The 23,682-nt window shown below is 64.4% G+C and carries 20 protein-coding genes and 1 tRNA gene; 16 read left to right on the forward strand and 5 right to left on the reverse strand.

Annotated features, from left to right (window positions below; translation table 11 throughout):
- Positions 1-3: 3 nt before the first annotated feature.
- Positions 4-1,485 (forward strand): MocR-like pyridoxine biosynthesis transcription factor PdxR, encoded by a 1,482-nt coding sequence (gene pdxR, locus ACFMPD_RS00560; protein ID WP_380990434.1) that lies wholly within the window; start codon positions 4-6, stop codon positions 1,483-1,485.
- Between the two features lie 30 nt (positions 1,486-1,515).
- On the opposite strand, the gene ACFMPD_RS00565 is transcribed toward pdxR, so the two are convergent.
- Positions 1,516-2,433: a LysR family transcriptional regulator gene (locus ACFMPD_RS00565; protein WP_380990436.1), complete on the reverse strand. Its 918-nt coding sequence runs from the start codon at positions 2,431-2,433 to the stop codon at positions 1,516-1,518.
- A gap of 186 nt (positions 2,434-2,619) precedes the next feature.
- Between ACFMPD_RS00565 and xdhA the strand changes: the two genes are divergently transcribed.
- The 5 genes from xdhA to guaD all read left to right on the forward strand — a co-directional run bounded on the left by xdhA (position 2,620) and on the right by guaD (position 10,314).
- A complete protein-coding gene (xdhA, locus tag ACFMPD_RS00570; protein WP_380990439.1) occupies positions 2,620-4,083 on the forward strand; it encodes a xanthine dehydrogenase small subunit in 1,464 nt (487 codons plus the stop codon).
- A 16-nt stretch (positions 4,084-4,099) separates the two neighbouring features.
- A complete protein-coding gene (xdhB, locus tag ACFMPD_RS00575) occupies positions 4,100-6,424 on the forward strand; it encodes a xanthine dehydrogenase molybdopterin binding subunit (protein WP_380990442.1) in 2,325 nt (774 codons plus the stop codon).
- Positions 6,421-7,299 (forward strand): xanthine dehydrogenase accessory protein XdhC, encoded by an 879-nt coding sequence (gene xdhC / locus ACFMPD_RS00580; protein WP_380990445.1) that lies wholly within the window; start codon positions 6,421-6,423, stop codon positions 7,297-7,299. The genes xdhB and xdhC overlap by 4 nt, the downstream gene beginning before the upstream one ends.
- 32 nt (positions 7,300-7,331) lie before the next feature.
- Positions 7,332-8,915 (forward strand): xanthine/uracil/vitamin C permease, encoded by a 1,584-nt coding sequence (locus ACFMPD_RS00585; RefSeq protein ID WP_380990448.1) that lies wholly within the window; start codon positions 7,332-7,334, stop codon positions 8,913-8,915.
- Positions 8,916-8,988: 73 nt separating this feature from the next.
- Entirely contained in the window at positions 8,989-10,314 is a 1,326-nt protein-coding gene (gene guaD / locus ACFMPD_RS00590; RefSeq protein ID WP_380990451.1) for a guanine deaminase, read from the forward strand.
- On the opposite strand, the gene ACFMPD_RS00595 is transcribed toward guaD, so the two are convergent.
- Complete coding sequence (locus tag ACFMPD_RS00595) at positions 10,311-12,236, reverse strand: acyl CoA:acetate/3-ketoacid CoA transferase (protein ID WP_380990453.1); 1,926 nt, start codon at positions 12,234-12,236, stop codon at positions 10,311-10,313. The two genes, guaD and ACFMPD_RS00595, sit on opposite strands and share 4 nt — an antisense overlap.
- Positions 12,237-12,555: 319 nt before the next feature.
- On the opposite strand from ACFMPD_RS00595, the gene ACFMPD_RS00600 reads away from it, so the two are divergent.
- Positions 12,556-13,857, forward strand: a complete 1,302-nt coding sequence (locus ACFMPD_RS00600) for a lytic murein transglycosylase (RefSeq protein ID WP_380990456.1) — start codon at positions 12,556-12,558, stop codon at positions 13,855-13,857.
- 20 nt (positions 13,858-13,877) lie between these two features.
- Here the strand turns inward: ACFMPD_RS00600 and ACFMPD_RS00605 are convergent, their stop codons facing one another.
- On the reverse strand, positions 13,878-14,738 hold the full coding sequence (locus ACFMPD_RS00605; protein ID WP_380990459.1) for an N-formylglutamate amidohydrolase: 861 nt from the start codon (positions 14,736-14,738) through the stop codon (positions 13,878-13,880).
- A gap of 149 nt (positions 14,739-14,887) precedes the next feature.
- Between ACFMPD_RS00605 and ACFMPD_RS00610 the strand changes: the two genes are divergently transcribed.
- The 5 genes from ACFMPD_RS00610 to ACFMPD_RS00630 all read left to right on the forward strand — a co-directional run bounded on the left by ACFMPD_RS00610 (position 14,888) and on the right by ACFMPD_RS00630 (position 18,572).
- Positions 14,888-14,962 (forward strand) — tRNA-Val (locus ACFMPD_RS00610).
- 79 nt (positions 14,963-15,041) lie between these two features.
- A complete protein-coding gene (gene ykgO, locus ACFMPD_RS00615) occupies positions 15,042-15,167 on the forward strand; it encodes a type B 50S ribosomal protein L36 (RefSeq protein WP_005850168.1) in 126 nt (41 codons plus the stop codon).
- 238 nt (positions 15,168-15,405) lie between these two features.
- Positions 15,406-16,422, forward strand: coding sequence for an extracellular solute-binding protein (locus ACFMPD_RS00620; RefSeq protein WP_380990467.1), 1,017 nt, complete (start codon positions 15,406-15,408; stop codon positions 16,420-16,422).
- Between the two features lie 242 nt (positions 16,423-16,664).
- Positions 16,665-17,552, forward strand: coding sequence for an adenylate/guanylate cyclase domain-containing protein (locus ACFMPD_RS00625; protein ID WP_380990469.1), 888 nt, complete (start codon positions 16,665-16,667; stop codon positions 17,550-17,552).
- A gap of 159 nt (positions 17,553-17,711) precedes the next feature.
- Positions 17,712-18,572, forward strand: a complete 861-nt coding sequence (locus ACFMPD_RS00630; protein WP_380990472.1) for a CobW family GTP-binding protein — start codon at positions 17,712-17,714, stop codon at positions 18,570-18,572.
- Positions 18,573-18,591: 19 nt separating this feature from the next.
- Here ACFMPD_RS00630 and ACFMPD_RS00635 read toward each other — a convergent pair whose 3' ends face one another.
- Positions 18,592-20,259, reverse strand: a complete 1,668-nt coding sequence (locus tag ACFMPD_RS00635) for an ABC transporter permease (protein WP_380990475.1) — start codon at positions 20,257-20,259, stop codon at positions 18,592-18,594.
- Between the two features lie 139 nt (positions 20,260-20,398).
- Between ACFMPD_RS00635 and ACFMPD_RS00640 the strand changes: the two genes are divergently transcribed.
- From ACFMPD_RS00640 to ACFMPD_RS00655, 4 genes are read left to right on the forward strand one after another with little or no spacing between them, the layout of a single operon-like run.
- Positions 20,399-21,292: an adenylate/guanylate cyclase domain-containing protein gene (locus tag ACFMPD_RS00640; RefSeq protein ID WP_380990478.1), complete on the forward strand. Its 894-nt coding sequence runs from the start codon at positions 20,399-20,401 to the stop codon at positions 21,290-21,292.
- A 32-nt stretch (positions 21,293-21,324) separates the two neighbouring features.
- Positions 21,325-21,660, forward strand: a complete 336-nt coding sequence (locus ACFMPD_RS00645) for a hypothetical protein (RefSeq protein WP_380990481.1) — start codon at positions 21,325-21,327, stop codon at positions 21,658-21,660.
- Positions 21,661-21,684: 24 nt separating this feature from the next.
- Positions 21,685-21,906, forward strand: a complete 222-nt coding sequence (locus ACFMPD_RS00650) for a hypothetical protein (protein WP_380990483.1) — start codon at positions 21,685-21,687, stop codon at positions 21,904-21,906.
- Complete coding sequence (locus ACFMPD_RS00655) at positions 21,891-22,172, forward strand: hypothetical protein (protein ID WP_380990485.1); 282 nt, start codon at positions 21,891-21,893, stop codon at positions 22,170-22,172. Before ACFMPD_RS00650 ends, ACFMPD_RS00655 begins: the two co-directional genes overlap by 16 nt.
- A gap of 57 nt (positions 22,173-22,229) precedes the next feature.
- Here ACFMPD_RS00655 and ACFMPD_RS00660 read toward each other — a convergent pair whose 3' ends face one another.
- Positions 22,230-23,450, reverse strand: coding sequence for a phenylacetate--CoA ligase family protein (locus ACFMPD_RS00660; protein ID WP_380990486.1), 1,221 nt, complete (start codon positions 23,448-23,450; stop codon positions 22,230-22,232).
- Positions 23,451-23,682 lie beyond the last annotated feature (232 nt).

Consider the following 23,682-nt stretch of genomic DNA (forward strand, 5'->3'; position numbering starts at 1 on the left):
CGGGTGCACGCAAGCAGAATTCCAGCCGAAGTTTTTTTTCTGGACCGCGCCTCGGCCCGGCCCTTGCAGGCGCAGATCCGCGAGTCGGTCGTCACGGCGATTCTCTCGCAATTGATCCTGCCCGGCTCGCGCATGCCCTCGTCGCGCAATCTGGCCGCTCATCTGGGGGTGGCGCGAATGACGGTGACATTGGCCTTTCAGGAACTGGTGGCGCAGGGATATCTGGAAACCGTCTCGCGCAGCGCCTATGTGGTCGCCGAATCCGAAGCCCTGACCCGGCTGACCCTGGACGATCCGATGGGCCACCCGCCCGACGCCGTGTCCTGGAGAAACATCCTGGCCAGTTCGCTGACCACCCGGCGCCGGGTGGTCAAGCCGCATGACTGGCGCAGCATGAAATATCCCTTTGCCTATGGCCAGATGGACGGCACCCTGTTCAATCACTCGGCTTGGCGAGATTGTGCACGTCAGGCCATGGGCAAGAGGGATTTCGACGAACTGGCCGGGGATTTCGCCCATCACGATGACCCGCTATTGCTGAACTACATCCGGGCTCGGGCTCTGCCGCGGCGCGGGATTTCGGTCACCGCTGATCAGATTCTGGTGACGGTCGGTGCCCAGAACGCCCTGTGGCTGGTGATCGAACTGCTGACCCGGCGCCCGCTGCGGGCAGTCTGCGAGAACCCGGGCTATCCCGACACCCGGCAGGCGCTGCGCTGGTGCGGCGCCGAGGTCACCACGGTGAATGTCGACGGACATGGTCTGCCGCCCGATCGTATCCCCCGCGGCATCAGCGCGGTTTTCGTCACCCCCAGCCATCACGCGCCGACCGGTGCCACCATGCCGCCCGCCCGTCGCCGCGAATTGCTGGCCAATGCCGACAGTCGCGATTTCGTCATCATCGAGGACGATTACGAGTTCGAGATGAGCTTTCTTGAAGCGCCCAGCCCGGCTCTGAAATCCTATGATCGCAGCGACCGGGTTCTCTATGTGGGCAGTTTTTCCAAGGCGCTGTTTCCCGGTCTCAGGCTGGGATATCTCGTCGGGCCACCCGCGGTGATCGCCGAGGCCCGGGAGCTGCGGTCGATGATGCTGCGTCACCCGCCGGGCCATCTGCAGCGCACCGCCGCCTATTTCCTGGGCCAGGGACATTACGAGTTGCTGGTGCGCGACATGCGCCGGCAATTCGCCCGCCGGCGTCAGGCCATGCAGGCCGCGCTGGCGCGGACCGACCTGCAGATCGCCGGTGCGGCACGGTTCGGCGGCTCCAGCCTGTGGATCAAGGGACCGCCGGGTCTGGATGCCTCGGTACTGGAGAAGGAACTGCTTCAGGACAGCGTCCTGATCGAATCAGGGGCGCCGTTCTTTGCCGGCACCGGCAGGCCGACCGAGTACTTTCGGCTGGGCTATTCCTCGATCGCTGAGGAGCGCATTGCAGAGGGGATCGAACTGATCGACCAGCGCGTCAGGGTGCTGACCCGCTGAAACGGTGCCGGCATCACCACTGGCCGCCCGTCACGGCACGGGCGACGGCGCCAGCAGACCCCTGCCTTGCTGGGCAACGAAGTCCAGGAAATAGCGAATCTTGGGGTCCTGCAGCTTGCGATGCGGATAGAGACAGCCAAAGATCGCCGGCACCGGCGGCGTGTCGGGCAGCACCTCGACCAGCCGGCCATCGCGCAGATGCGCGGCCACGTCGAACAGCGGTTTGTTGACGATGCCGCGCCCGTCCAGTGCCCAGTCGGTCAGCACGTCGCCGTCATCGGCATCGAACTTGCCGGATACTTCCAGCTTGCGCTGGCCCGTCCCGGTCCGCAGCACCCAGAAATATTCCGGCGATCGCGGATAGCGCAGCAGCAGGCAATTGTGCCGGTCCGACAACAGATCGTCCGGGTTGTCCGGCACGCCGTGTCGCGCCAGATAGTCCGGCGCGGCGCACAACACCCGCGCGCAATCATCGATCTTGCGCAGTTTAAGCGTCGAATCCCGTGGCACGCCGACGAAAAAGGCCAGGTCCAGCTTGTCCGTCAGGAGGTCGACGGTCCGGTCCGACAGGCGCATCTGCACGCGGGTATCGGGAAATTTCTCGACGAAGCGGGGAATCAGCGGCGCAATGATGCGCCGCCCTGCGCCCAGCGGGGCGGCCACGCGGATGACCCCGCGCGGCTGGCCCGAAAAGTTCGCGACCATCGCCTCGGCTTCGTCGATCGTGCCCAGAACCCTGCAGGCATGGTCATAGAACTTTCGCCCGACTTCGGTCGGGCTGAGCGAACGGGTGGTGCGGTTGAACAACCTGACCCCAAGATGTTTTTCCAGTTCCTTGATGCGCTTGCTGGCCACTGCCGGCGTCAGCCGCAGGTCGCGGCCGCCGGATGTGATGCTGCCCAGATCGACGACGCGGGTGAATACGCGCAGGCTTTCCACATATGGCATGATCGGGCCTCTCTGATTGCCGTCCAAAGTCAGCCGCGACGGGCCGATGCGCCAGCATAACCCATATTCGCCTTTTTCAACACATCGTTGAAAGATTTCCTCGAATGACAGCGTATTCGGATGCAATCGGATGCGATACTCTGAACATCATCCGACACCAACCGGCAGCATTGCCCTGGAGGCCCCATGACCCACCGCGACGACATCCGCTTTCTGCTGAACGGGCAAGACGTGGCGATCCGCGATGTGGCGGCCAGCCAGACCCTGCTGGACTTTCTGCGGCTGAACCGGCGCCTGACCGGCACCAAGGAGGGCTGCGCCGAGGGCGATTGCGGCGCCTGCACGGTGCTGGTCGGTCGTCTGACCGATACCGGGCTGCACTATGAGGCGGTCAATGCCTGCATCCGTTTTCTGGCGACGCTGAACGGCTGTCACGTGGTGACCATCGAACACCTGTCGGCACCGGATCGCGGTCTGCACCCGGTCCAGCAGGCCATGGTCGACTATCACGGCAGCCAGTGCGGGTTCTGCACGCCGGGGTTCGTCATGGCGTTATACGCGCTGTGGATGGAACATCCCGAGCCGACCGAACAGCAGGTCGAGACGGCCCTGCAGGGCAACCTGTGCCGCTGCACCGGCTATCAGCCGATCCTGCGCGCGGCGGCGGCTATGGGACGTTACGGCAGCCCGGCGGCGGATTACCTGACTGCCGAACGTGCCGCGATCACCGCCCGTCTGGGCGATCTGCGCGACGGGCGTCGCATCGTCACCGGCCCGGAAACGGATCGGTCGATCCTGCCGGCCGATGTGGACGACCTGGCCGCCGTTCTGGCGGATCACCCCAGGGCCACCATCGTGGCGGGGGCAACCGATGTCGGGCTGTGGGTCACCAAGTTCCTGCGCCCGATCTCGCCGGCGGTGTTCATCGGCCATCTGCAGGGGCTGAAATCGGTCGAAATCGGGACGGATGCGCTGATCATCGGTGCCTGTGCCAGCTATACCGATTGCCAGGATGCCATCGCCGCAACGTTCCCGCATCTGGCCGCCTATTGGGATCGCATCGCCGGCTGGCAGGTGCGCAATATGGGCACCGTGGGCGGCAACATCGCCAACGGGTCTCCCATCGGCGACACACCGCCGGTCCTGATCGCGCTGGGTGCCACGATCACCCTGCGCCGCGGCGGCGACCGTCGCACCTTGCCGCTCGAGGACTTCTTTGTTGAGTACGGCAAACAGGACCGCAGGCCCGGCGAATTCGTCGAAACCATCCATGTGCCGCGCGCAGTGCCCGGGCAGCGCGATGCCGCATACAAGATTTCGAAACGCCGCGACGAGGACATTTCCTCTGTCGCCGCCGGTCTCAGCGTGACCGTCAGCGACGGGACCATTCAGGACTGCCGGATCGCTCTGGGTGGCATGGCAGCCATACCGAAACGCGCCACGGCCGCCGAGGCCGCCCTGCGCGGCCAGCCCTGGGGCGAAGCTGCCTTTCGCGCCGCAGCCGAGGCGATGCGCGGGGATTTCACACCGCTGACAGATATGCGCGCATCGGCCGATTACCGCATGCTCGCAGCGCAGAACCTGTTGCTGCGGTTTTTTCTGGACCACGACGCGGGCACCACCGAGCCGGTGCAACTGGAAACGGCTTGACCGAGGGGGAACGGACATGAAGGACAACCTTGCCATCACTGGCGGCGTTCACACCAACCGACCGCATGACAGCGCCATCAAGCATGTCACCGGCCGCGCCGAATACACCGACGACATCGCCGAACCGATCGGCACGCTACATGCCTATCTGGGCGTGTCCACGGTGACCCATGCCCGGATCAAGGCCATCGACCTGACCAGGGTGCGCAATGCGCCCGGGGTGGTCGGCGTGCTGACGGCAGACGACATTCCCGGCGTCAACGATATCAGCCCGACCGGGCTGCATGACGAGCCGGTGTTTCCCACCGAAAAGGTGGAATTTCACGGCCAGCCGCTGTTCGCCGTCGTGGCCCAGACCCGCGATGCCGCGCGCCGGGCCGCCGAACTGGCACAGATCGACTATGAGCCGCTGCCGCATGCGCTGGACCCCATCGCGGCGCAACAGGCCGGTTATCCGCATGTCACGGCCCCCCTGAAACTGGAACGGGGCGACGTGGCAGCGGGGTTTGCCGGCGCCGCGCACCGCATTCAGGCCCGCATGACGGTGGGCGGACAGGATCACATGTATCTCGAGGGTCAGATCGCCTTTGCCCTACCCGGCGAGGATGACGACGTGATCCTGCATTGCTCGACTCAGCATCCCAGCGAGGCGCAGCACATGGTCGCGCATGTTCTGGGCGTGCCCTCGAACGCGGTCACGGTCAACGTGCGCCGGATGGGCGGCGGGTTCGGCGGCAAGGAAAGCCAGATGAACCTGTTCTGTGCCGTGGCCGCGATTGCCGCCAAGAAATGGAACCGCGCCGTCAAGATCCGGCCCGACCGCGATCAGGACATGACCGCCACCGGTAAGCGGCACGATTTCGTCGTCGACTATGACGTCGCCTTTGACGGCGAGGGCCGGATTCAGGCGGTCGAAGGCAGCTTTGCCGCCCGTTGCGGATTTTCCTCGGACCTGTCCGGCCCGGTCACCGACCGCGCGCTGTTCCATGCCGACAACGCCTATTTCTATCCGCATGTACGTCTGGTCAGCCATCCGATGAAGACCAACACCGTCAGCAACACCGCCTTTCGCGGGTTTGGCGGCCCGCAGGGGGTGATCGTCGCGGAACGGATGATCGAAGAAATCGCATATGCCCTGGACAAGGACCCGCTGGACGTGCGCAAGGCCAATTTCTATGGCGGTGCGGGGCGCGATCTGACCCCCTATCACCAGCAGGTCGAGGACAACATCCTGCCCCGCCTGATCGGAGAACTGGAAAGCAGCAGCGACTATCGCGCCCGGCGCGCGGCCATATTGGCGCATAATGCCGGTGCCAGCGTGATCAAGAAGGGCATCGCCCTGACCCCGGTCAAGTTCGGCATCTCGTTCACCGCCACCTGGTACAATCAGGCCGGCGCCCTGATCCATGTCTATAATGACGGGTCGATCCACCTGAACCATGGCGGCACCGAGATGGGACAGGGGTTGAACACCAAGGTCGCACAGGTGGTGGCCGACGCCTTTCAGGTCGATTTCGACCGCATCAAGATCACCAGGACCACCACCGAAAAGGTGCCCAACACATCGGCCACGGCGGCCTCATCCGGCAGCGACCTGAACGGCATGGCGGCCCTGAACGGGGTCGAGCAGATCAAGGCCCGACTTATCGATTTCGCCGTCGCCAAGTGGGAGGTGACCGCCGATCAGGTCGAATTCCTGCCCAACCAGGTACGGATCGGCGAAACGCTGCTGTCCTTTGACGACTTTGTCAGACAGGCCTACATGGCCCGTGTTCAGCTGTCCGCCGCGGGGTTCTACAAGACCCCGAAAATCCACTGGGACCGGGACAGCGGCAAGGGCCGGCCGTTCTATTACTATGCCTATGGCGCGGCCTGTTCCGAGGTTTCCGTGGATACCCTGACCGGCGAATACCGGGTCGAGCGCACCGACATCCTGCATGACGTCGGCAGATCGCTGAACCCGGTACTGGACAAGGGCCAGGTCGAGGGCGCGTTCATTCAGGGCATGGGCTGGCTGACCACCGAGGAACTGGTCTGGGACGCCGAGGGGCGGCTGCGCACCCATGCGCCCAGCACCTACAAGATCCCCCTGGCCAGCGACCGGCCGCGTATTTTCAACGTCGATCTGGCGGACTGGTCCGAGAACCGCGAACTGACCATAAAGCGCTCCAAGGCGGTGGGCGAGCCGCCCTTCATGCTGGGCATTTCGGTGTTCGAGGCCCTGTCGATGGCGGTCGCCAGCGTTGCCGATTACCGGATCTGCCCGCGACTGGACGCGCCGGCCACGCCGGAACGGGTGCTGATGGCCGTGACCCGGCTGAAAGCCGGGGGCAGATCATGACGCTGGCGGATTTCCTGGCGCGCCACGACCGGGTCGCGCGGCTGGTGCTGACACGGGTGCGCGGTTCGTCGCCACGCGATGCCGGCACCGAGATGTTTGTTGCGCCCGAGGCGCAATGGGGCACGCTGGGCGGCGGTCAGTTAGAGTATCTGGCCATTCAGCGCGCCCGGGCGATGTTTGACAAATCCGAGGTCGCCACCACGCTGGATGTGCCGCTGGGCCCGGAAATCGGCCAATGCTGCGGCGGGCGGGTCGAACTGGCTCTGGCCCGGATCGGCCCCGCCGAGCGCCGGGCCGCCCTGACCCGCGAAGCAGCACGGCAAGCGGCGCGCCCGCATGTCTATGTGATGGGCGGCGGCCATGTGGGCCGGGCCCTTGCCGACCTTTTGCAACACCTGCCGGTGCGCACCATCGTGGTCGATCCGCGGCGCGACGAACTGGCCCTGTGCACCGCCGCCGTCGAGACCCGACCCTGCGCCATTCCCGAGATCGAGGTGGACCGCGCGCCGCCGGGCAGCGCCTTTGTGGTGCTGACCCATGATCATGCGCTGGACTTTCTGGTCACCAGCGCAGCGCTGGCGCGCGGCGACGCGGCCTATGTCGGCATGATCGGATCGGCCAGCAAACGGGCCAAGTTCGGCAACTGGTGCCGCACCCAATGCGACGGTCTGGCGATCACCGATCTGGTCTGCCCGATCGGCGCCAGCCACAGCCCCAGCCGCGACAAGCGGCCCGCCGTGATCGCCGCGCTGGTGGCGGCCGAAATCATCGCCGCCCTGACCGCGACCGGCACCGCAGCCGCGCCCGGCGACATCGAAAACCGGCCCAGCCAAGGCCGACAACAGGACGATCAAAAACAGCGGAACCACCGCTGACCCACACGTCCACAACGGAGGAGGAGGCCGGGATGACCGCGCCAAGCTATACATACAAGTTATTCGCCCGTCAGGATTTCAGCGCCTTCTGGGCGCTGTTCACCGACAACCTGATCAATCTGATCGTGCTGTCGGGCATCTGCCAGTTCGTGTTTCAGATGCCCGCCGAGATCGTATTCGGACGCATCGTGCCCGGTGCCGCCGTGGCGATTCTGTCCGGAATCGCGGTCTATACCGTGCTGGCCAAACGCGCTGCCGCCCAGGCCGGGCGCGACGTCACCGCGCTGCCCTATGGTATTTCGACACCGGTGATGTTCGTCTATCTCTTTGGCGTGATCGGGCCGATCTACTGGGCGACCAACGACCCGATGCTGGCCTGGCAGGTCGGCATCGGCGCCGGTTTCATCGGTGGCATCGTTGCCGGTCTGGGCGCGATCGTCGGCCCCTGGCTGAAACGGGTCACCCCGCGTGCGGGCATGTTGGGCACCCTCTGTGGCATTGCGCTGGTCTTTATCGGCACCGTGCCGCTGGCCACGGTGTTCGAGGACCCGCTGATCGGTTTCGCCTCGATGATCATCATCCTCTGGGGTCTGGTCGGCCGGTTCCGCCTGCCGTTCAATATCCCCGCCGGTCTGCTGGCACTGGGTGTCGGCACCGCGGTGGCGCTGCTGATCGGCGAGGCCCAGATCACCGTTGACGGCGTCGGGTTCTATCCGCCGCTGCCCTATATCGGCGACCTGATCGCCGGCATCCAGCACCTGTTTGCCAACCCGGAACTGTTCCTGGTTCTGGTGCCGGTGCAGATCTACAATTTCATCGAAACCATGAACAATGTCGAAAGTGCGGAGGCCGCCGGCGATCACTATCCGGTCGCCACCTGCCAGGTCACCGACGGTCTGGGCACGATGATCGGTGCGGTCTTTGGCTCGCCCTTTCCCACCACCGCCTATATCGGCCACCCGGCCTACAAGCGCATGGGCGCCCATGCCGGCTATATCGTCGGGGTCGGTATCGTGATCCCCCTGGCCGCGTTCTTTGGCCTGCTGGCGTTTCTCAACAACCTGATACCCGTGGCGGCCGCCGCGCCGGTTCTGGTCTTTGTCGCGCTCAGCCTGATCACCAATACCGCCCATGCGGTCAAGACCGATCACATGGCCGCTGTCACCATCGCGATGATGCCCCATGTCTCGGCCTTTCTGGTCATCAAATGGGGCGCTTTGCTGGGCGCGCTGGGCGCAGCCGGGGCAACCGGTCTGCCGCAGCTGGGCGACCCGGAACTGACCGCAGCGCTGCTGCAGCAAGGCGCGCATTTCGAGGGCCATCTGGCGCTGAGTCAGGGGGCGATCCTGACCGGGTTGATCTGGGGCGCCATCGTCGCCAGCGTCATCGACGGCGCCTTCCGCAATGCCGGGGGCTTTGCCATCGCCGCCTTTGTGATGTCGCTGGTCGGGATCATCCATTCCGGCAGCCTGCACTGGCCGGTCTTCAGCAGCGTCAGCCTGGGTTACCTGATCGCCGGTGCCTTCCTGTTCATCTATCCGATGTTTCACAAGGAAGAGAACCTGGTGAACGAGACCCTGCCGGTGGACGATCTGCCACCGGTTCCCGGCAGGTAACGAGAACCGCTCACGCGAACCTTTCAGGGGGGCGGGAAACCGCCCCCCGATGCCAGAACGGGGAACTTCAGGCATGACAACCCAAATCAAACTCTTGCGCGGGCGCGTTCTGTCGTTCACCGCCGAGCCGCAAGGACCCGACGACACCGACGCCTATAGCTATCTGGAAGATGGCGCGATCCTGATCGCGGATGGCAGGATCCTGGCCACTGGCGATCACGACACGCTCGCCGTTCAGGCCGCCGGGGCCGAAATCATCGACCACCGCCCGAACCTGCTGATGGCCGGGCTCATCGACACCCATATCCACTATCCGCAGGTGCAGGTCATCGCCTCGTGGGGGGCGCAGCTGCTGGACTGGTTGAACACCTACACGTTTCCGGCGGAAACCCGGTTTGCCGATAGCGATCACAGCGCCGCCATGGCGCGGCATTTCTATGACCAGCTGATTGCCCATGGCACCACCACGGCCGTGGCCTATTGCTCGGTGCACCGGGCCTCGGCCGACGCCTATTTTGCCGAGGCGGAACGGCGTGGCATGCGGATGATCGGCGGCAAGGTCCTGATGGACCGCAACGCGCCCGAGGGGCTGCGCGACACGCCGCAGACCGGATATGACGACAGCAAGGCACTGATCGCCGACTGGCATAGCAAGGGCCGCCTGTCCTATGCGGTGACGCCGCGTTTCGCGATCACGTCAACCCCGGCACAGCTGGAACTGGCCGGCGCGCTGGTCGCCGAGCATCCCGATTGCTATGTCCAGACACACCTGTCGGAAAACCACGCCGAAATCGCCTATACCGCCGAGCTGTACCCGCAGGCGCCGGATTATCTGGGGGTCTATGAACATTTCGGTCTGCTGACGCCGAAATCGCTGTTGGGCCATGCCATCCACCTGACCCCGCGCGAGATCGGCTTGCTGGCCGAAACCGGCGCGAAACCGGTGTTTTGCCCGACCTCGAACCTGTTTCTGGGCAGCGGGCTGTTTGACGATGCCGGCCTGCGCGGTCACGGCATCACCAATGCCATCGCCACCGATGTCGGGGCCGGCACCAGCTATTCGATGCTGCAAACCCTGAACGAAGGCTACAAGGTGCTGCAATTGCAGGGGCAGAACCTGCATCCGCTGCGCGCCTTTCACTGGATCACCCGCGGCAACGCAGTGGCGCTGGGGCTACAAGACCGGATCGGTACGCTTGCGGCGGGAACCGAAGCTGACATCATCGTGCTGAACGCCCGCGCCACCGATGCCATGGCGCTGCGCATGCAATGCGCAACGACCTTGTCCGAGGAACTGTTCGTGCTGCAGATGATGGGCGACGACCGGGCCATCGACCAAGTCTATGTCGCCGGCACCGCCATGAAACCCAGCGACAACGCCCAGCGGCAGCAGGTCTAACCGTCACGCAGTGCCGCTTCGGCGGCGCGCTCGCTGTCAAAAATGGTCACACGGCGGCGGCGATGCAATGTCTGACCCAGCTTGCGGCGCAGAAAAGCCGAGGTCGAATAGCGCGTTACCCGGTTGTAAAGCCGGGTTTCCAAATCCTCGACCATGTCCGCCCAGTCCTGTGCCAGATCGTCGGCGATCTGGGTGTGTTCGTAGTTCACCACCACATCCACCTTGCGCCCCAGCGGCGACAACACGGTTTCGATGCGCGTCCTTATGTCATTCAGGTCCGATGGGCCGCGGATGTTCATCTTGGCCAGATTCACGAACAGGATGTCGCGCTGTGCGTCATAGTGGATGCGGCGTTCGATCCCCAGACTCAGCAGGTCGTCGCGCAGCCCCATCGGTTCGTCGGTAAAGATGCGCGCATCCATTTCGCTCACATTGTCGGTCCGCGGCACCGTATCCATCAAGGCCAGGATGTCCCGGTCCGGGTCGATGCCGGGGGCGACCTCGGTCAGCGCCAACCCGGCGTCCTCCAGCCGGAACACGCAGCGTTCGGTGACGAACAGAACCGGCTGGCCCAGCCGCCGGGCGCGGGTCCCGGAAAAGGTGATCTGCTCGACCGCGGCGCCGAACTTGCGCGCCTTGCCCTCGGCGTCAATGCGGATCGCGCCCTCGCCGATCTGCACGTCCAGGCCGGCCGCGGTGAACGACCCGGTAAAGACCAGGTGCCGGGCGTTCTGGCTGATATTGATGAACCCGCCGGCGCCGGCCAGTTTCGGACCAAAGCGCGAAACGTTGACATTGCCCGCGCCATCGACCTGCGCCATGCCCAGACAGGCCAGATCCAGCCCACCGCCATCGTAGAAATCGAACTGGCTGCCCTGGGCGATGATCGCCTCGGTATTCACCGCCGCGCCGAAATCCAGCCCCGAGGCCGGCTGCCCGCCAATCACGCCGGGTTCTGCCGTCAGGGTGACATGGTGCAACAGACCTTCTTCGGCGGCGACGGCGGCCACGCCTTCGGGCATGCCGATGCCCAGATTGACCACCCCGCCGATCGGCAGTTCATACGCCGCCCGGCGCGCGATCACCTTGCGCAAATCCAGCGGCATCGGCGCGGCGGCGTCCTCGGGCATCTTGTAGCGCCCGGTGTAATAGCGGTTGTACTGCGTCGCATATGTCTGCGGATGCAGTTCGGGCGGGGCGATCACGACCGCGTCCACCAGCATCGCCGGGATGATCACATCGCGGGTCGGCAGGCTGCCCCGGGCGACCACCTGATCAACCTGAACGATGACCACGCCGCCGGAATTGCGCGCCGCCATCGCCTGGGCGAGATTGTCCAGGATCAGCGCCTCGCGCTCCATCGTGATGTTGCCCGCCTCATCCGCCGTCGAGCCACGCAGCAGCGCCACATGAATCGGAATGGCGTGATAGAACAGTCGCTCGCGCCCGGCGACCGTGACCAGTTCGACCAGATCCGCCGGCGTGGTGTCGTTCACCCGCCCGCCGCTCAGCCGGGGATCGACAAAGGTTTCCAGCCCCACATGCGTGGTGGTGCCCGGCTTGCCCGCCGCGATATCGCGATAGAGATGCGAAATCACGCCCTGCGGAAAGTTATAGCCCTCGATCTCGCCGGCCACGGCGCGGGCCGCCAGTTTCGGAATCAACCCCCAATGGCCGCCGATCACCCGGCGGATCATCCCGGGCGCGGCCAGCCGGTTCAGACCCCGTTCCTTGCCGTCGCCCTGCCCGGCGGCAAACAGCAGCGTCAGATCGCGCGGATGATCCTCGTCACGGTATCGGTCGGCCAGGGCCTTGAGCAGCGCGTCGGGCACCCCGGCGCCGACGAAACCCGAGGTGGTGATCGTGTCACCGGAATGGATCAGGGCTGCGGCATCCCGCCCCGAGACGATCTTGTTTGGCATTGGCTCTCTCCCGTTGCGACATTATCATAAACCGGGACGGCCCGGGATGCCCGGACGGAAATCCGGGATCACGGCCCCGCCATCGAGAAAATGTCGTCACAGGTTTGTCCGGCGGTCAACCCGCATCTGCCGGAACCCCGGCGGCGCAGCGCGACACGCGCCGCACCCCGATGCGGCGCCTCGCCATCCGTCGCGCGGTTTCAGGCCGCAATCGACAGACGACCCGGCAAGACGCCGCCGGTTTACCGACATGTGATCGCTTTTGCAGAACCGGTTTTTCGGCTAGACTGCGGGCGAGCAGACAATCGGGAAAACGAAGATGCGTATTTGGGGAGGCGCCGGGTTTCTCAGCCTGGCAATGGCGGGCAGCCTGATGGCCGGTCCCGTCGACATGTCGATTCGACCGATCAGCCGGCCGGCTGCAGAGGTCCGGATCGCTGCGGTGGAAACGACGGTGATCGTGCAACAGACAAGCGAGCCCAAGATACCGGCAGAGGCAAGCAATCAGCGGTTCCAGAACTGGGTCCGGGCGTTTCAGCGCCGCGCCCTGGCACAGGGCATAAGCCAGCCGGTTCTGGACAATGCCTTTGCCGGCATCGCCTATGACCCGGATGTCATTCGCCGTGATCGCAATCAGAGCGAATTTACCAAGACGATCTGGGACTATCTCGACAGCGCCGCGTCGGAGACCCGCATCCGCAACGGCAAGGCGGCCCTGGCGGCCCATGGTGACACGTTGCGCGCCATCGAGGCGAAATATGGCGTGGAAAAAGAGATCGTCACAGCGATCTGGGGGCTGGAAAGCGCCTATGGCACCTATCGCGGCAAGACCGATATCATCCGGGCTCTGGCCACGCTGGCCTTTGACGCCCGACGCAGTGCCTTTTTCGAAACTCAGCTGATCGCGGCGCTGAAAATTCTGCAGAGCGGTGATACCACGGCGCGCAACATGACCGGCAGCTGGGCCGGCGCGATGGGGCATACCCAGTTCATCCCAACCTCGTATCTGGACTATGCGGTGGATTTCACCGGCGACGGGCGGCGTGACATCTGGTCGGACGATCCCAGCGATGCGCTGGCCTCGACCGCCGCCTACCTGGCGCGGTTCGGTTGGGTCAAGGGCCAGCCCTGGGGCGTCGAAATCACCCTACCTGCAGGGTTCGACTATCGCCTGGCTGACCGGAAGATCCTGAAAACGCCGACCGACTGGGCCAAGCTTGGCGTGGCGTCCGTTACCGGTCAGCCGGTGCCCGATCACGGAGCCGCATCAATTCTGCTGCCGGCCGGCAGTCAGGGCGCCGCATTCATGATTTTCAAGAATTTCAGCGTGATCGAACGCTATAATACCGCCGATGCCTATGTGATCGGCGTCGGCCACCTGGCGGACCGGATACAGGGCGAACCCGCCCTGCAAAGTGCGTGGCCGCGTGCGGACCGGGCCCTGACTTTGAAAGAGCGCAAGGAAATGCAGCGCCGCCTGACCGCCAGGGGGTTTGACACACAAGGCATCGATGGCCGCATCGGGCCGCTGACGGTCGCGGCGGTGCGCGCCTTTCAGGTGTCCTCGAACCTGACCCCGGACGGCTATGCCTCTCTTGCTCTGCTGAACCGGCTGCGCTAGCGCGGCAGCCCGGGCGCGTTCTATTCAGCGGCCATCGGCAACCGGTTTTGCCCGATTTCGGCGATGTCGGCGATGACCTGGCGTAGCAACGCGCGAAAGCTCTGGAAATTCGCGCTTGGCAGCACCTGTCGCTCATCCATATAGATCGACCGGTCGATTTCCACCTGGATCGCGTGCTGACGCCGCGACGGGCGGCCATAGGCCTGGGTCACATAGGCCCCGGCAAACGGCGCGTTGCGCGTCACCCTCAGGCCGGCCGCGGCAAAGGCCGCCTCGATCCGGTCGACGACCTCGCCGGCCGCGGCCGCGCCGAACCGGTCGCCCAGCACGATCTGCGGACAGCCGGCGCCCCGGCGGGCAACACCATCCATCGCCTCGTGCGGCATCGAATGACAATCCACCAGAATCGCCTGACCGAAATGCCGGTGCGCCTCGTCCAGTTGTTGCTGCAGAGCGGCATGATAGGGTCGCCAAAAACGCTCGATCCGGTCGCGCGCTTCGGACATCGACAGCTTTCCGGCATAGATTGCCCGGCCGTTGGACACGACCCGGGGAATCACCCCCAGCCCCGAGGCCACACGCGGATTCTGGCCGCGCCGCTGCGCACCGGCAATCAGCGCCGGGTCCAGCTCGTCGGGGCTGCGGTTCAGATCGACAAAGGCACGCGGCATCGCGGCGCAGAGCAGCGGCGCCCCGAATTCCGGCGCAGCATCAAACAGCTGATCGACAAAGGCATCTTCGGAAGACCGGATCACCACCTCGTCCAGCCGGGACTGCCGCAGAAACCGCCATGTGTACCGGCGACCGCTGTGAGGCGAGGCGAACACAACGCAGGACAGGCGCCGATCAGGCAGTGTCAATTCAAAAGCAGACTGAGACATTGCGACTCCTCGTTGCAGGCAGCATAACGCGGATTCAATCGATGCCAAAAGCCCTTGATCCCGCTTGCGACTCCTTTTATAGACCCCGCTACCGGCGCGGAATTCCGCGCCCCATTTAGTTGGGGCCAATCTTTCGCAAGGGTATTCATGGGCGCTTAGCTCAGCGGTAGAGCACTTCGTTGACATCGAAGGGGTCACAAGTTCGAACCTTGTAGTGCCCACCATGAATTCACTGTTTCAGGCAAGCCTGAAACACCCGCAACTTTAGGCGCTGGCCCGCGCCACAGGAACAGGAGAAGGACCATGAAGGTCAGGAACTCGCTCCGCTCGCTCAAGAACCGGCATCGCGATTGCCGGGTTGTGCGTCGCAAAGGCCGCGTCTACGTGATCAACAAGACGCAGCGCCGGTTCAAAGCCCGCCAAGGCTAAGCCGCGCACCGACACGGATGTCGGAATCAAAGGTTTCAAACCGCGCTTTCGGGCGCGGTTTTTTTGTGCCGACTGCTGATCGGCGGACAACGCACCCGCGTTCCGGTCCGCCACCCCGACCCATTTCCGATTGTTTCTGTCGGAAAATACTTGCATCGCTGCCGGAATCCGGTAATTGACCAAATCAGTCAGGTTACAGCCTGCATCAATTGCCAATACGGACAGAACGGAACCCTTCATGTTGAAATCTTCCACCTGCATCGCCGCGACCCTGATCGCCGCCCTGGCCAGCACCGCCAGCGCCGATGGCGAACTCAACCTTTATTCCTCGCGCCATTACGACACCGATGAAAAGCTCTATTCCGATTTCGAGGACGCCACCGGCATCACCATCAACCGCATCGAAGGCAAGGCCGACGAACTGATCGCCCGCCTGCAGGCCGAGGGGGCGAATTCCCCGGCCGACGTTCTGCTGACCGTCGACACCTCGCGCCTGGCCCGGGCCAAGGACGCCGGTGTTCTGCAGGCGGTGGACAGCGCCGTTCTGGAGGCCCGTGTACCCGGCTACCTGCAGGATTCCGACAACCAGTGGTTCGGCTTTTCGCAACGTTCGCGAATCATCTTTTACGACAAGACCGAGATCACCGAACCGCCGATGACCTATGCCGCCCTGGCGGATCCGAAATATCGCGGCAAGGTCTGCATCCGCTCGTCCAGCAACACCTACAACCAGACACTGCTGGCGGCCATCATCACCCATACCGACGAAGCCACGGCCAAGACCTGGGCGCAGGGCGTGGTCGACAACATGGCGCGCGCGCCGCAGGGCGGCGACACCGATCAGCTGCGCGGCATCGTGTCGGGCGAATGCGATATCGCCGTCGGCAACAGCTATTACTTTGCCCGCACGATCCGCAAGGACGTCAAGGGCGTGTCCGACCAGCGCGACATGATCGGTTGGGTGTTCCCGTCCCAGAACGCCCAGGGCGCGCATATGAACCTGTCCGGCGGCGGCGTCGCGGCCCATGCGCCGAATCGCGACAACGCGGTGCTGTTTCTGGAATATCTCGCCAGCGACCAGGCCCAGGAGTATTTCTCGGCCGGCAATGACGAATACCCGGCCGTGCCCGGCGTCGCCCTGTCACCGGCAATCGCGGCATTGGGCTTTTTCAAGCCAGACGACGTGAACCTGTCGGACGTGGCCCAGAACATCCCGGCCGCCCAGCGGATTTTCAACGAGGTGAACTGGAAATAACCCGCCATGCGGCAACCGGATCCGACGGGCGCGGGCGCGAAACCCGCGCCCGTTTTGCCGTCTGCCCCGCGCGGCTGGCCGAGAACATGGATTTTTTTCGCCCGCCCTGTCACAATCAGGGTAAGGAAGACCGGTATACAGCGCGGGTGTCTTTTGTGGCAGCTTGCGCTGAAGTTACGAGTGCGCGTTCGCCGCGTGGATTTTGCCCGTGCCCCTCGTTTTGGTTCAGGACCCGATTGAACATGCCCGATGCCTGCGTCTTGATATCCGACATCACCGGCAGCACACAGCTGTATGAAACCGAAAGCAATCAGGCGGCGTTGCAGCAGGTCAGCAAGGTGCTGGCGCGGATGCGTCAGATCATAGAGGGATCCGGCGGCAAATGCGTCAAATCCCAGGGCGACGACGTACTCAGCTTTTTTCGGCATCCCGAACAGGCGTTCCAAGCCGCCTGGGCGATGATCAACGAGAGCTGGCCGGCCGGGCTGTCGGTGCATGTCGGCACCTATTTCGGTGAAATCCTGAGCCACGAGAACGACATCTACGGCAGCGCGGTAAATACCGCGGCGCGACTGTCCTCGCTGGCCAAACCCGGCGAGATCCTGGTCGGCGACCAGAGCTATGACGATCTGTCGCCCGACTCCAAGGCACGGCTGCTGATGATCGGCGAGATCCAGCTGCGCGGCAAGGCCAGCCCGACGCGGGTCTATTCCTGCTCGGTCACCGAATTCAGCGAACAGACGGTGATCTTTTCCAGCACCTCGACAGCGCGGACCGGCGGCACCGAGTATGCCGAACTGCGGCTGGGCGAGCAGAACTGGCAGATCGGTGAAGGCGAAAGCCTGACGATCGGACGGTCGACCTATTGCGACATCGTGCTGGGTCAGGCCTGGGTGTCGCGCAAGCACGCGGCACTGGCCGTGCGGCGCTGGCAACTGGAGTTCACCGATCACAGCAGTTCCGGCAGCCTGATCCGCATGGCGGATGGCGGAGAGGTCCCGTTGCATCGCCGCGCCACCCTGCTGACCGGCAGCGGCGCGATCTTTCTGGGGCCGCGCACGCATATGGACGAGTCCTGCCGGATCGATTTCGTCACCCACGAACTGGCGCTGATGGAAACCGCCAAGTGACCGAATACCCGGGCGGTGCGCGCTGTTGACTTCCTGCGCTTTCGGCCGGACACCGGTCCAGAGCGGAACCGAGTTGTCCAACGGGGTGCACATGACAGGGAGGCCAGGCGGATCGCGGTACGAAGTAGCCGGTGAATCGGGCTGCTGGGCGGGGTGGACATGAAGCGCCTGCCCCTGACCGTGATCAGCGGCTATCTGGGTGCCGGCAAGACCACCCTGATCAACAGGCTCTTGACCGAGGATCACGGGTTGCGCCTGATGGTTCTGGTCAATGATTTCGGGGCCATCAATATCGACGCGGCGCTGATCAAGGCGCACGGAGACGACATCATGGCGCTCAGCAATGGCTGCATCTGCTGTTCGCAAGAGGCCGACCTGTTCTCTGCGCTGAACGCCATTCTTGACCGCAGCCCGCGCCCGGACCACCTGATCGTCGAAGCCAGCGGTATCGCCGATCCTGCCGCCATCGCGGCCGCGGCGATTGCCGAGCCCGACATCAGCTATGGCGGCATCGTCACGCTGGTGGACGCGCAGAACATCGATGCCCTGCTGTCCGACGATCTGGTCGCGCCCCAGGTGACGCAGCAGATCGCCGCCGCCGACCTGCTGCTGTTGACCAAATCCGGCACCGAGGAACCGGCGCTGTCGGATCGGTTGAAAAGACTGGGCGCGGTCGCTCCGATGCGGCTGGGCGCGACGCCTCTGGCGGGTCTTCTGTTTGGCACATTGCCGCGACCGCGCGGACGCAGCGTCGCGCCGCACCCGGCCTATGTCAGCTGGCAGCATGACAGTGACCGGGTGATGGGTCGGGCTGCGATGGGCGAAAAGCTGGCCGGCCGGCCAGCGGGGCTGTACCGGCTGAAGGGGTTCGTTCGGACCGATGACGGCGGCCATGAGCTGCACATTGTCGGGCGCCATGTTCAGGCGCGGCGTTGCGATGCTGAACGCACGACACTGGTGGCGCTGGGTCTCGCCGACCGCTTCAGCCGCCACGAGATCGACGCATGGTGGAACGCCTGATCGGGCCGACCTGACCTGGCTAGCGGTTGCGGCCGACCTGTCGGCAGATCAGGATGACGGGCAGCAGCCCGACCGCGACGATGACCAGCGACGGCACGGCCGCGCCTTCCAGCCGCTCGTCGCTGGCCAGCCGATAGGCCTGAACCGCCAGCGTGTCATAGTTGAACGGCCGCATGATCAGCGTCGCCGGCAATTCCTTCATCACGTCGACAAAGACGATCAGCAGCGCGGTCAGCAGGCTGGGGGTCAGGATCGGCAGATGCACGCGCCGCAAGGTGCCCAGAGGCGTTTCCCCCAGAGACCGCGAGGCCGCGTCCATGTTGGCATGCACCGTGCTCTGCCCGCCTTCGTAAGCCCCCAGCGCGGCGGCCAGAAACCGCACCATATAGGCCACCACCAACAGCCAGATCGACCCGGTCACCAGCAGGCCGGTCGAGATGTCGAAGGTGCTGCGCATCCAGGCATCAAACGCATTGTCAAAGGCCGCAAAGGGCACCAGCAAACCGACCGCGATCACCCCGCCCGGCACCGCGTATCCCAGCCGCGCGACATAGGCCGCGATGCCCGAACGACGCCCCGGGCGCAGCCGCTGAAAAAAGCCCACTGCGATCGCTGACAGAACCGTCAGACAGGCTGCGGTGCCTGCCAGCGTGATGGAATTTCTGATGAACCCGGTATAGCGGCGGCTTAGCAGATCCTGCTCGCTGCCCAGCCCCATGCCGAACAGCACCACCGCCGGCAGAACGCAACCCAGCAGAACAGGCGTCGCACAAAGCAGCAGCGCCAGTCCGGCGCGCCAGCCCCGCAACCGCACCGGGGGCATCGCCATGTGGCGCTTGCCGGTCTCGTGATAGCGGGCGCGCCCGCGCTGCATCCGCTCGGTCATCGCCAGCAGCAGAGCAAAGCTGAGCAGGCACAGCGCCAACTGTGCCGCCGCCGCGCGGTCGGCCATGGAAAACCAGCTGGTATAGATGCCGGTGGCAAAGGTCTGGACGCTGAAATAGGCGACGGTGCCGAAATCGGCGATGGTCTCCATCACGGCCAGCAGCACGCCGCCGGCAATCGCCGGGCGCGCCATTGGCAGGCTGACCGACCAAAAGGCCGACCAGGCGCTGCTGCCCAGGGTCCGTGCCGCCAGAAACGCCGCCGAGCTTTGCTGCAGGAACGCCGCGCGGGCCAGCAGATAGACATAGGGATACAGGACCAGGATCAGCATGATCGCAGCCCCCCAGATCGAGCGAATCTCGGGGAACCAATAGTCGCGCGGCCCCCAGCCGGTCGCCTGGCGCAGGGTGGTTTGCACGATGCCCGGATGGTCCAGCAGATAGGTATAGGCATAGGCCAGCACATAGGCCGGAAAGGCCAGCGGCAGCACCAGCGCGATTTCAAGAATACGCACGCCGGGAAACCGCGTCATCGTCACCAGCCAGGCAGCGCCGACGCCAATTGCAAACGTGCCCGCCGCCACCAGGCCGACCAATGCCAGCGTCGTCCCGGCATAGCGCGGCAGCACCGTGTCCAAGAGGTGCGATACCGTGTCGGTGCCGCCGGTCACCGCCGCCAGCGCCACCGCCAGCATCGGCAGCACACAGACCGCAGCGACACCATAGGCCAGCACCGCCAGGACCGACGAACCGCCATGATTGCGGCGGCGGCTACCGTGTTCTGCATATTCTATGTCGGCCATGGGCTTTCGCGGGTCTGGGGCAATGCCCTGTTGTTCGACTATTTCAGTCGGAAACTCCAGCCTGAAAGTCCCGATCCGGGCCGTCGCTGCGGCAATCGAGGGCTGGACCGCACAAACCGTCTGGCCCAGGCTTCTGCGTATGGAACCACACCCGGTGAATCGGAGGCTCTCGGCAATTCTGGCCGCCGATGTGGTGGGGTATACGCGGCTTGTGGAACAGGATGATGCCGGCACGCTAGCAGCGCTGAATGCCCACCGCAAAGACAGTTTCGACCCGCTGGTCACGCGGCACAATGGCCGCATCGTCAAGCTGATGGGCGACGGCACGCTGGTGGAATTCTACAGCATCGCCGATGCCGTCAGCTGCGCGATGGCCATTCAGCAGGCGCTGGTCGACCAGCCCGCCACCGGACCCGGTATCAGGTTGCGGATCGGCGTGACGCTGGGCGACATCATCACCCAGGGTGACGACATTTTCGGCGATGGCGTCAATCTCGGGACCCGGCTGGCACAATTGGCCCAGCCGGGCGGCATCTGCATCTCGTCGGTTGTCAATGAAAGCGTCGGCAGCAGAATTGCCCAGCCGTTCGACGATGGCGGAACGGTTAGAATCAAGAATATCGAGCGCCCGTTACGGGTGTTTCATTGGCACCCTGACCGGGCAAAAGAAAGCAAACCTGACAGACCGGTGCAGCCGTCGGCCAACGACCGACCAGACAACCCGTCCATTGCGGTTCTTCCCTTTGACAACATGTCCCAGGATCCCGAACAGGCGTATTTTTCCGACGGGATCAGCGAAGACATCATCACCGATCTTTCCAAGATTTCCGGCCTGGTGGTAATCGCCCGGAATTCGCGCTTTGCCTACAAGGGCAAATCGGTGGACCTGCACGAGGTGGGTCGGCAGCTGGACGTTGCCTATGTACTCGAAGGCAGCGTGCGCCGCGCCGGGTCGCGGGTACGTATCACCGCCCAGTTGATCAAACCGCCACCGGCGGGCACATATGGGCGGATCGTTTTGACCGCGATCTGAACGATATCTTTGCCGTTCAGGACGAGGTGACGATGAAAATCGTCCAGGCGCTCAAGGTCAAGCTGAGCCCGTCCGAGCGGCAAGGCATCGCAAGTGTCGGCACAACCGACCTTGAGGCGCATCAGAATTTCATGCGCATGCGCAGTTACTTGTTTTATCCCGGCATGGATGCGCAGCATTGGCGTCAGGCGATTCAATTCGGTGAACGCGCCATTCAACAGGACCCGAACTATGCGCAGGCCCATGCAGTTCTGTCGTTGATGCATCTGCTCGATTTTCACAACGGCTGGTCCGGAGACGACTCCGCGGTTGCCATGGAAAAGGCCAAGAATCTGTCGGATCAGGCCTATGCGCTTGGGCCGGATTAAATTCTGCCGCTGCAGGCGATCGCCGTGGTTTGCCGATGGCAGGGCGATCTCAGCCGGGCCCGCGACCTGATCGGCAAACTGATGCAGCGGACACCCGACTATCCGCTGGGCCTGTTCACCCAGGGCGAGATTTTTCTGGCCTCGGACGGCTGCCCGAGGCGGTCGAATGCCTGGAACGCGCCACCCGACTGGATCCCGCTTTTAGGCACCAGATTCTGCAGTTTCTGGCCATGGCGCATTATCTGATGGGAAATTTCGAAACCGCGGCCCTGATGTTCCGCGAACGCGTGCAACTGGTGCGCGACACCGATGTCGGCCGGGCCTGGCTGGCCGCAGCGCTGGGTCAGACCGGCGAGATCGACGCGGCGCGGGAAACCTGGGCCGAACTGATCGCCATCAATCCGGATTTCTCGATCCACTCCCGCCTGGCCCGGCTCAGGCTGGCCGACCCGGGCCATGTGCAGATGATGCTGGATGGTCTGGCCAAGGCCGACCTGGCGCCCGCGCCCTGAGGGGCGCGGAGCGCGATCTGTTGCTGCCGTGGCTGCCATGGCTCAACCCGGATGGGATCAGTCGTAGCTGCGCAGATCCTCGATGACCAACCCGTCCTTGGGCAGGCTGCCCGGCGCGACGACCTCGATCGCCCCTTTCAGTTTCATGACTTCGACCACTGTCTTGGCATAGGCCGTGCCATCGCCGCCATTGGCTTCAATCTGGACGGTCATGGCATCCATCTCGCCCTGACGGCTGGCAATCACCCGCGCCTTGACGATCTCGTCATGCTTGGCGACCAGTGCCGCCACTTGTTCGGGGCGGATGAACATGCCCTTGATCTTGGTGGTCTGATCGGCGCGGCCCATCCAGCCCTTGATCCGCAGATTGGTGCGTCCGCAGGGGCTCTGGCCGGGCAACACCGCGCTGAGATCGCCGGTTGCGAACCGTATCAGCGGATAGTCCGGGTTCAGCGTCGTCACCACGATTTCGCCGACCTCGCCGGGCGCGACCGGGTCGCCGGTGCCAGGGGTGACGATCTCGACGATCACCTGTTCGTCGACAATCATTCCCTCCATCGCGGCGCTTTCATAGGCGATGTTGCCCAGATCCGCCGTCGCATAGCTTTGCAGGCAGGCGATGCCGCGATCGGCATATTCCGCGCGCAGGCTGGGGAACAGCGCGCCACCGCCCACCGTGGCCTTGGTGATCGCCAGTTTCACCCCCATGCTGTCGGCCTTGTCGAGAATGATCTTGAGGTAGTCCGGCGTGCCGGCATAGGCCGTGGTGCCGACATCCCGCGCAGCGGTCACCTGCAACTCGGTCTGGCCGGTGCCGGCCGGCAGGACCGCCGCACCCACCGCCCGCGCGCCGTTTTCAAACAGCACGCCCGCCGGGGTCAGGTGATAGCCGAAACAGTTCTGCACGATATCGCCCGGGCCGATGCCGACCGCATGCAACACCCGCCCGAACCGCCACCAGTCGCGGTCACCGCCGCCCGGTTCATAGATCGGGCCGGGGGACTGAAAGATGTGGGTGAAACCGGATGCCGGTTTGGTGGTAAAGCCACCGAAGGGCGGGTTCGCCGCCTGGGCGCGCCCCAGTTCCGACTTGCGCAGCACCGGCAGGCGGGCCAGCGCCGCAGCATCCGTGATCGCATTCGCATCCACGTCGTCGAGCATTCCGGCATAGCCGGGCAGCGCCTTGGCGCGGGCAATCTGGCGCGGCAATTCCCGGGCTAAGTCAGTCGCCCGCTGGTCCGCGGTTCGGGTTTCCAGATCGTCAAAAAAAACAGTCATCTAGGCTGTACTCCGCGCTGTACCCGCAAAATCGGCCTGCAGGCTTGGGATGGGGCGGGTTCGGTTCGCGCAAAGGCTGCGCAACCCGGCTCTCACCCTGTTGATTGAACTTTCTCCTTGCGGCCCGTCATAGAGTCCAGAACCGCTGGGCCGCTGCGTTTTTTGGGCGTACAGAACCACGCCGGGAGGGCGTACCCCGTTCGACCGGCACCCGCGCTGCAGCGCGGTGACG

Origin of the sequence: Sedimentitalea sediminis (genome assembly GCF_042687825.1) — a bacterium.
Lineage (GTDB): Bacteria > Pseudomonadota > Alphaproteobacteria > Rhodobacterales > Rhodobacteraceae > Sedimentitalea.

Bases quoted from the DNA above. Each gene is read 5' to 3' on its own strand.
- ACFMPD_RS00630 (WP_380990472.1), top strand. From the start codon at position 17,712: ATGAAGCGCCTGCCCCTGACCGTGATCAGCGGCTATCTGGGTGCCGGC.
- ACFMPD_RS00640 (WP_380990478.1), top strand. From the start codon at position 20,399: ATGGAACCACACCCGGTGAATCGGAGGCTCTCGGCAATTCTGGCCGCC.
- ACFMPD_RS00565 (WP_380990436.1), bottom strand. From the start codon at position 2,433: ATGCCATATGTGGAAAGCCTGCGCGTATTCACCCGCGTCGTCGATCTG.
- xdhA (WP_380990439.1), top strand. From the start codon at position 2,620: ATGACCCACCGCGACGACATCCGCTTTCTGCTGAACGGGCAAGACGTG.
- ACFMPD_RS00620 (WP_380990467.1), top strand. From the start codon at position 15,406: ATGTTGAAATCTTCCACCTGCATCGCCGCGACCCTGATCGCCGCCCTG.
- xdhC (WP_380990445.1), top strand. From the start codon at position 6,421: ATGACGCTGGCGGATTTCCTGGCGCGCCACGACCGGGTCGCGCGGCTG.
- ACFMPD_RS00605 (WP_380990459.1), bottom strand. From the start codon at position 14,738: ATGTCTCAGTCTGCTTTTGAATTGACACTGCCTGATCGGCGCCTGTCC.
- ACFMPD_RS00645 (WP_380990481.1), top strand. From the start codon at position 21,325: ATGAAAATCGTCCAGGCGCTCAAGGTCAAGCTGAGCCCGTCCGAGCGG.
- ACFMPD_RS00660 (WP_380990486.1), bottom strand. From the start codon at position 23,450: ATGACTGTTTTTTTTGACGATCTGGAAACCCGAACCGCGGACCAGCGG.
- ACFMPD_RS00585 (WP_380990448.1), top strand. From the start codon at position 7,332: ATGACCGCGCCAAGCTATACATACAAGTTATTCGCCCGTCAGGATTTC.
- ACFMPD_RS00655 (WP_380990485.1), top strand. From the start codon at position 21,891: ATGGCGCATTATCTGATGGGAAATTTCGAAACCGCGGCCCTGATGTTC.
- ykgO (WP_005850168.1), top strand. From the start codon at position 15,042: ATGAAGGTCAGGAACTCGCTCCGCTCGCTCAAGAACCGGCATCGCGAT.
- ACFMPD_RS00600 (WP_380990456.1), top strand. From the start codon at position 12,556: ATGCGTATTTGGGGAGGCGCCGGGTTTCTCAGCCTGGCAATGGCGGGC.
- ACFMPD_RS00625 (WP_380990469.1), top strand. From the start codon at position 16,665: ATGCCCGATGCCTGCGTCTTGATATCCGACATCACCGGCAGCACACAG.
- guaD (WP_380990451.1), top strand. From the start codon at position 8,989: ATGACAACCCAAATCAAACTCTTGCGCGGGCGCGTTCTGTCGTTCACC.
- xdhB (WP_380990442.1), top strand. From the start codon at position 4,100: ATGAAGGACAACCTTGCCATCACTGGCGGCGTTCACACCAACCGACCG.
- ACFMPD_RS00635 (WP_380990475.1), bottom strand. From the start codon at position 20,259: ATGGCCGACATAGAATATGCAGAACACGGTAGCCGCCGCCGCAATCAT.
- ACFMPD_RS00595 (WP_380990453.1), bottom strand. From the start codon at position 12,236: ATGCCAAACAAGATCGTCTCGGGGCGGGATGCCGCAGCCCTGATCCAT.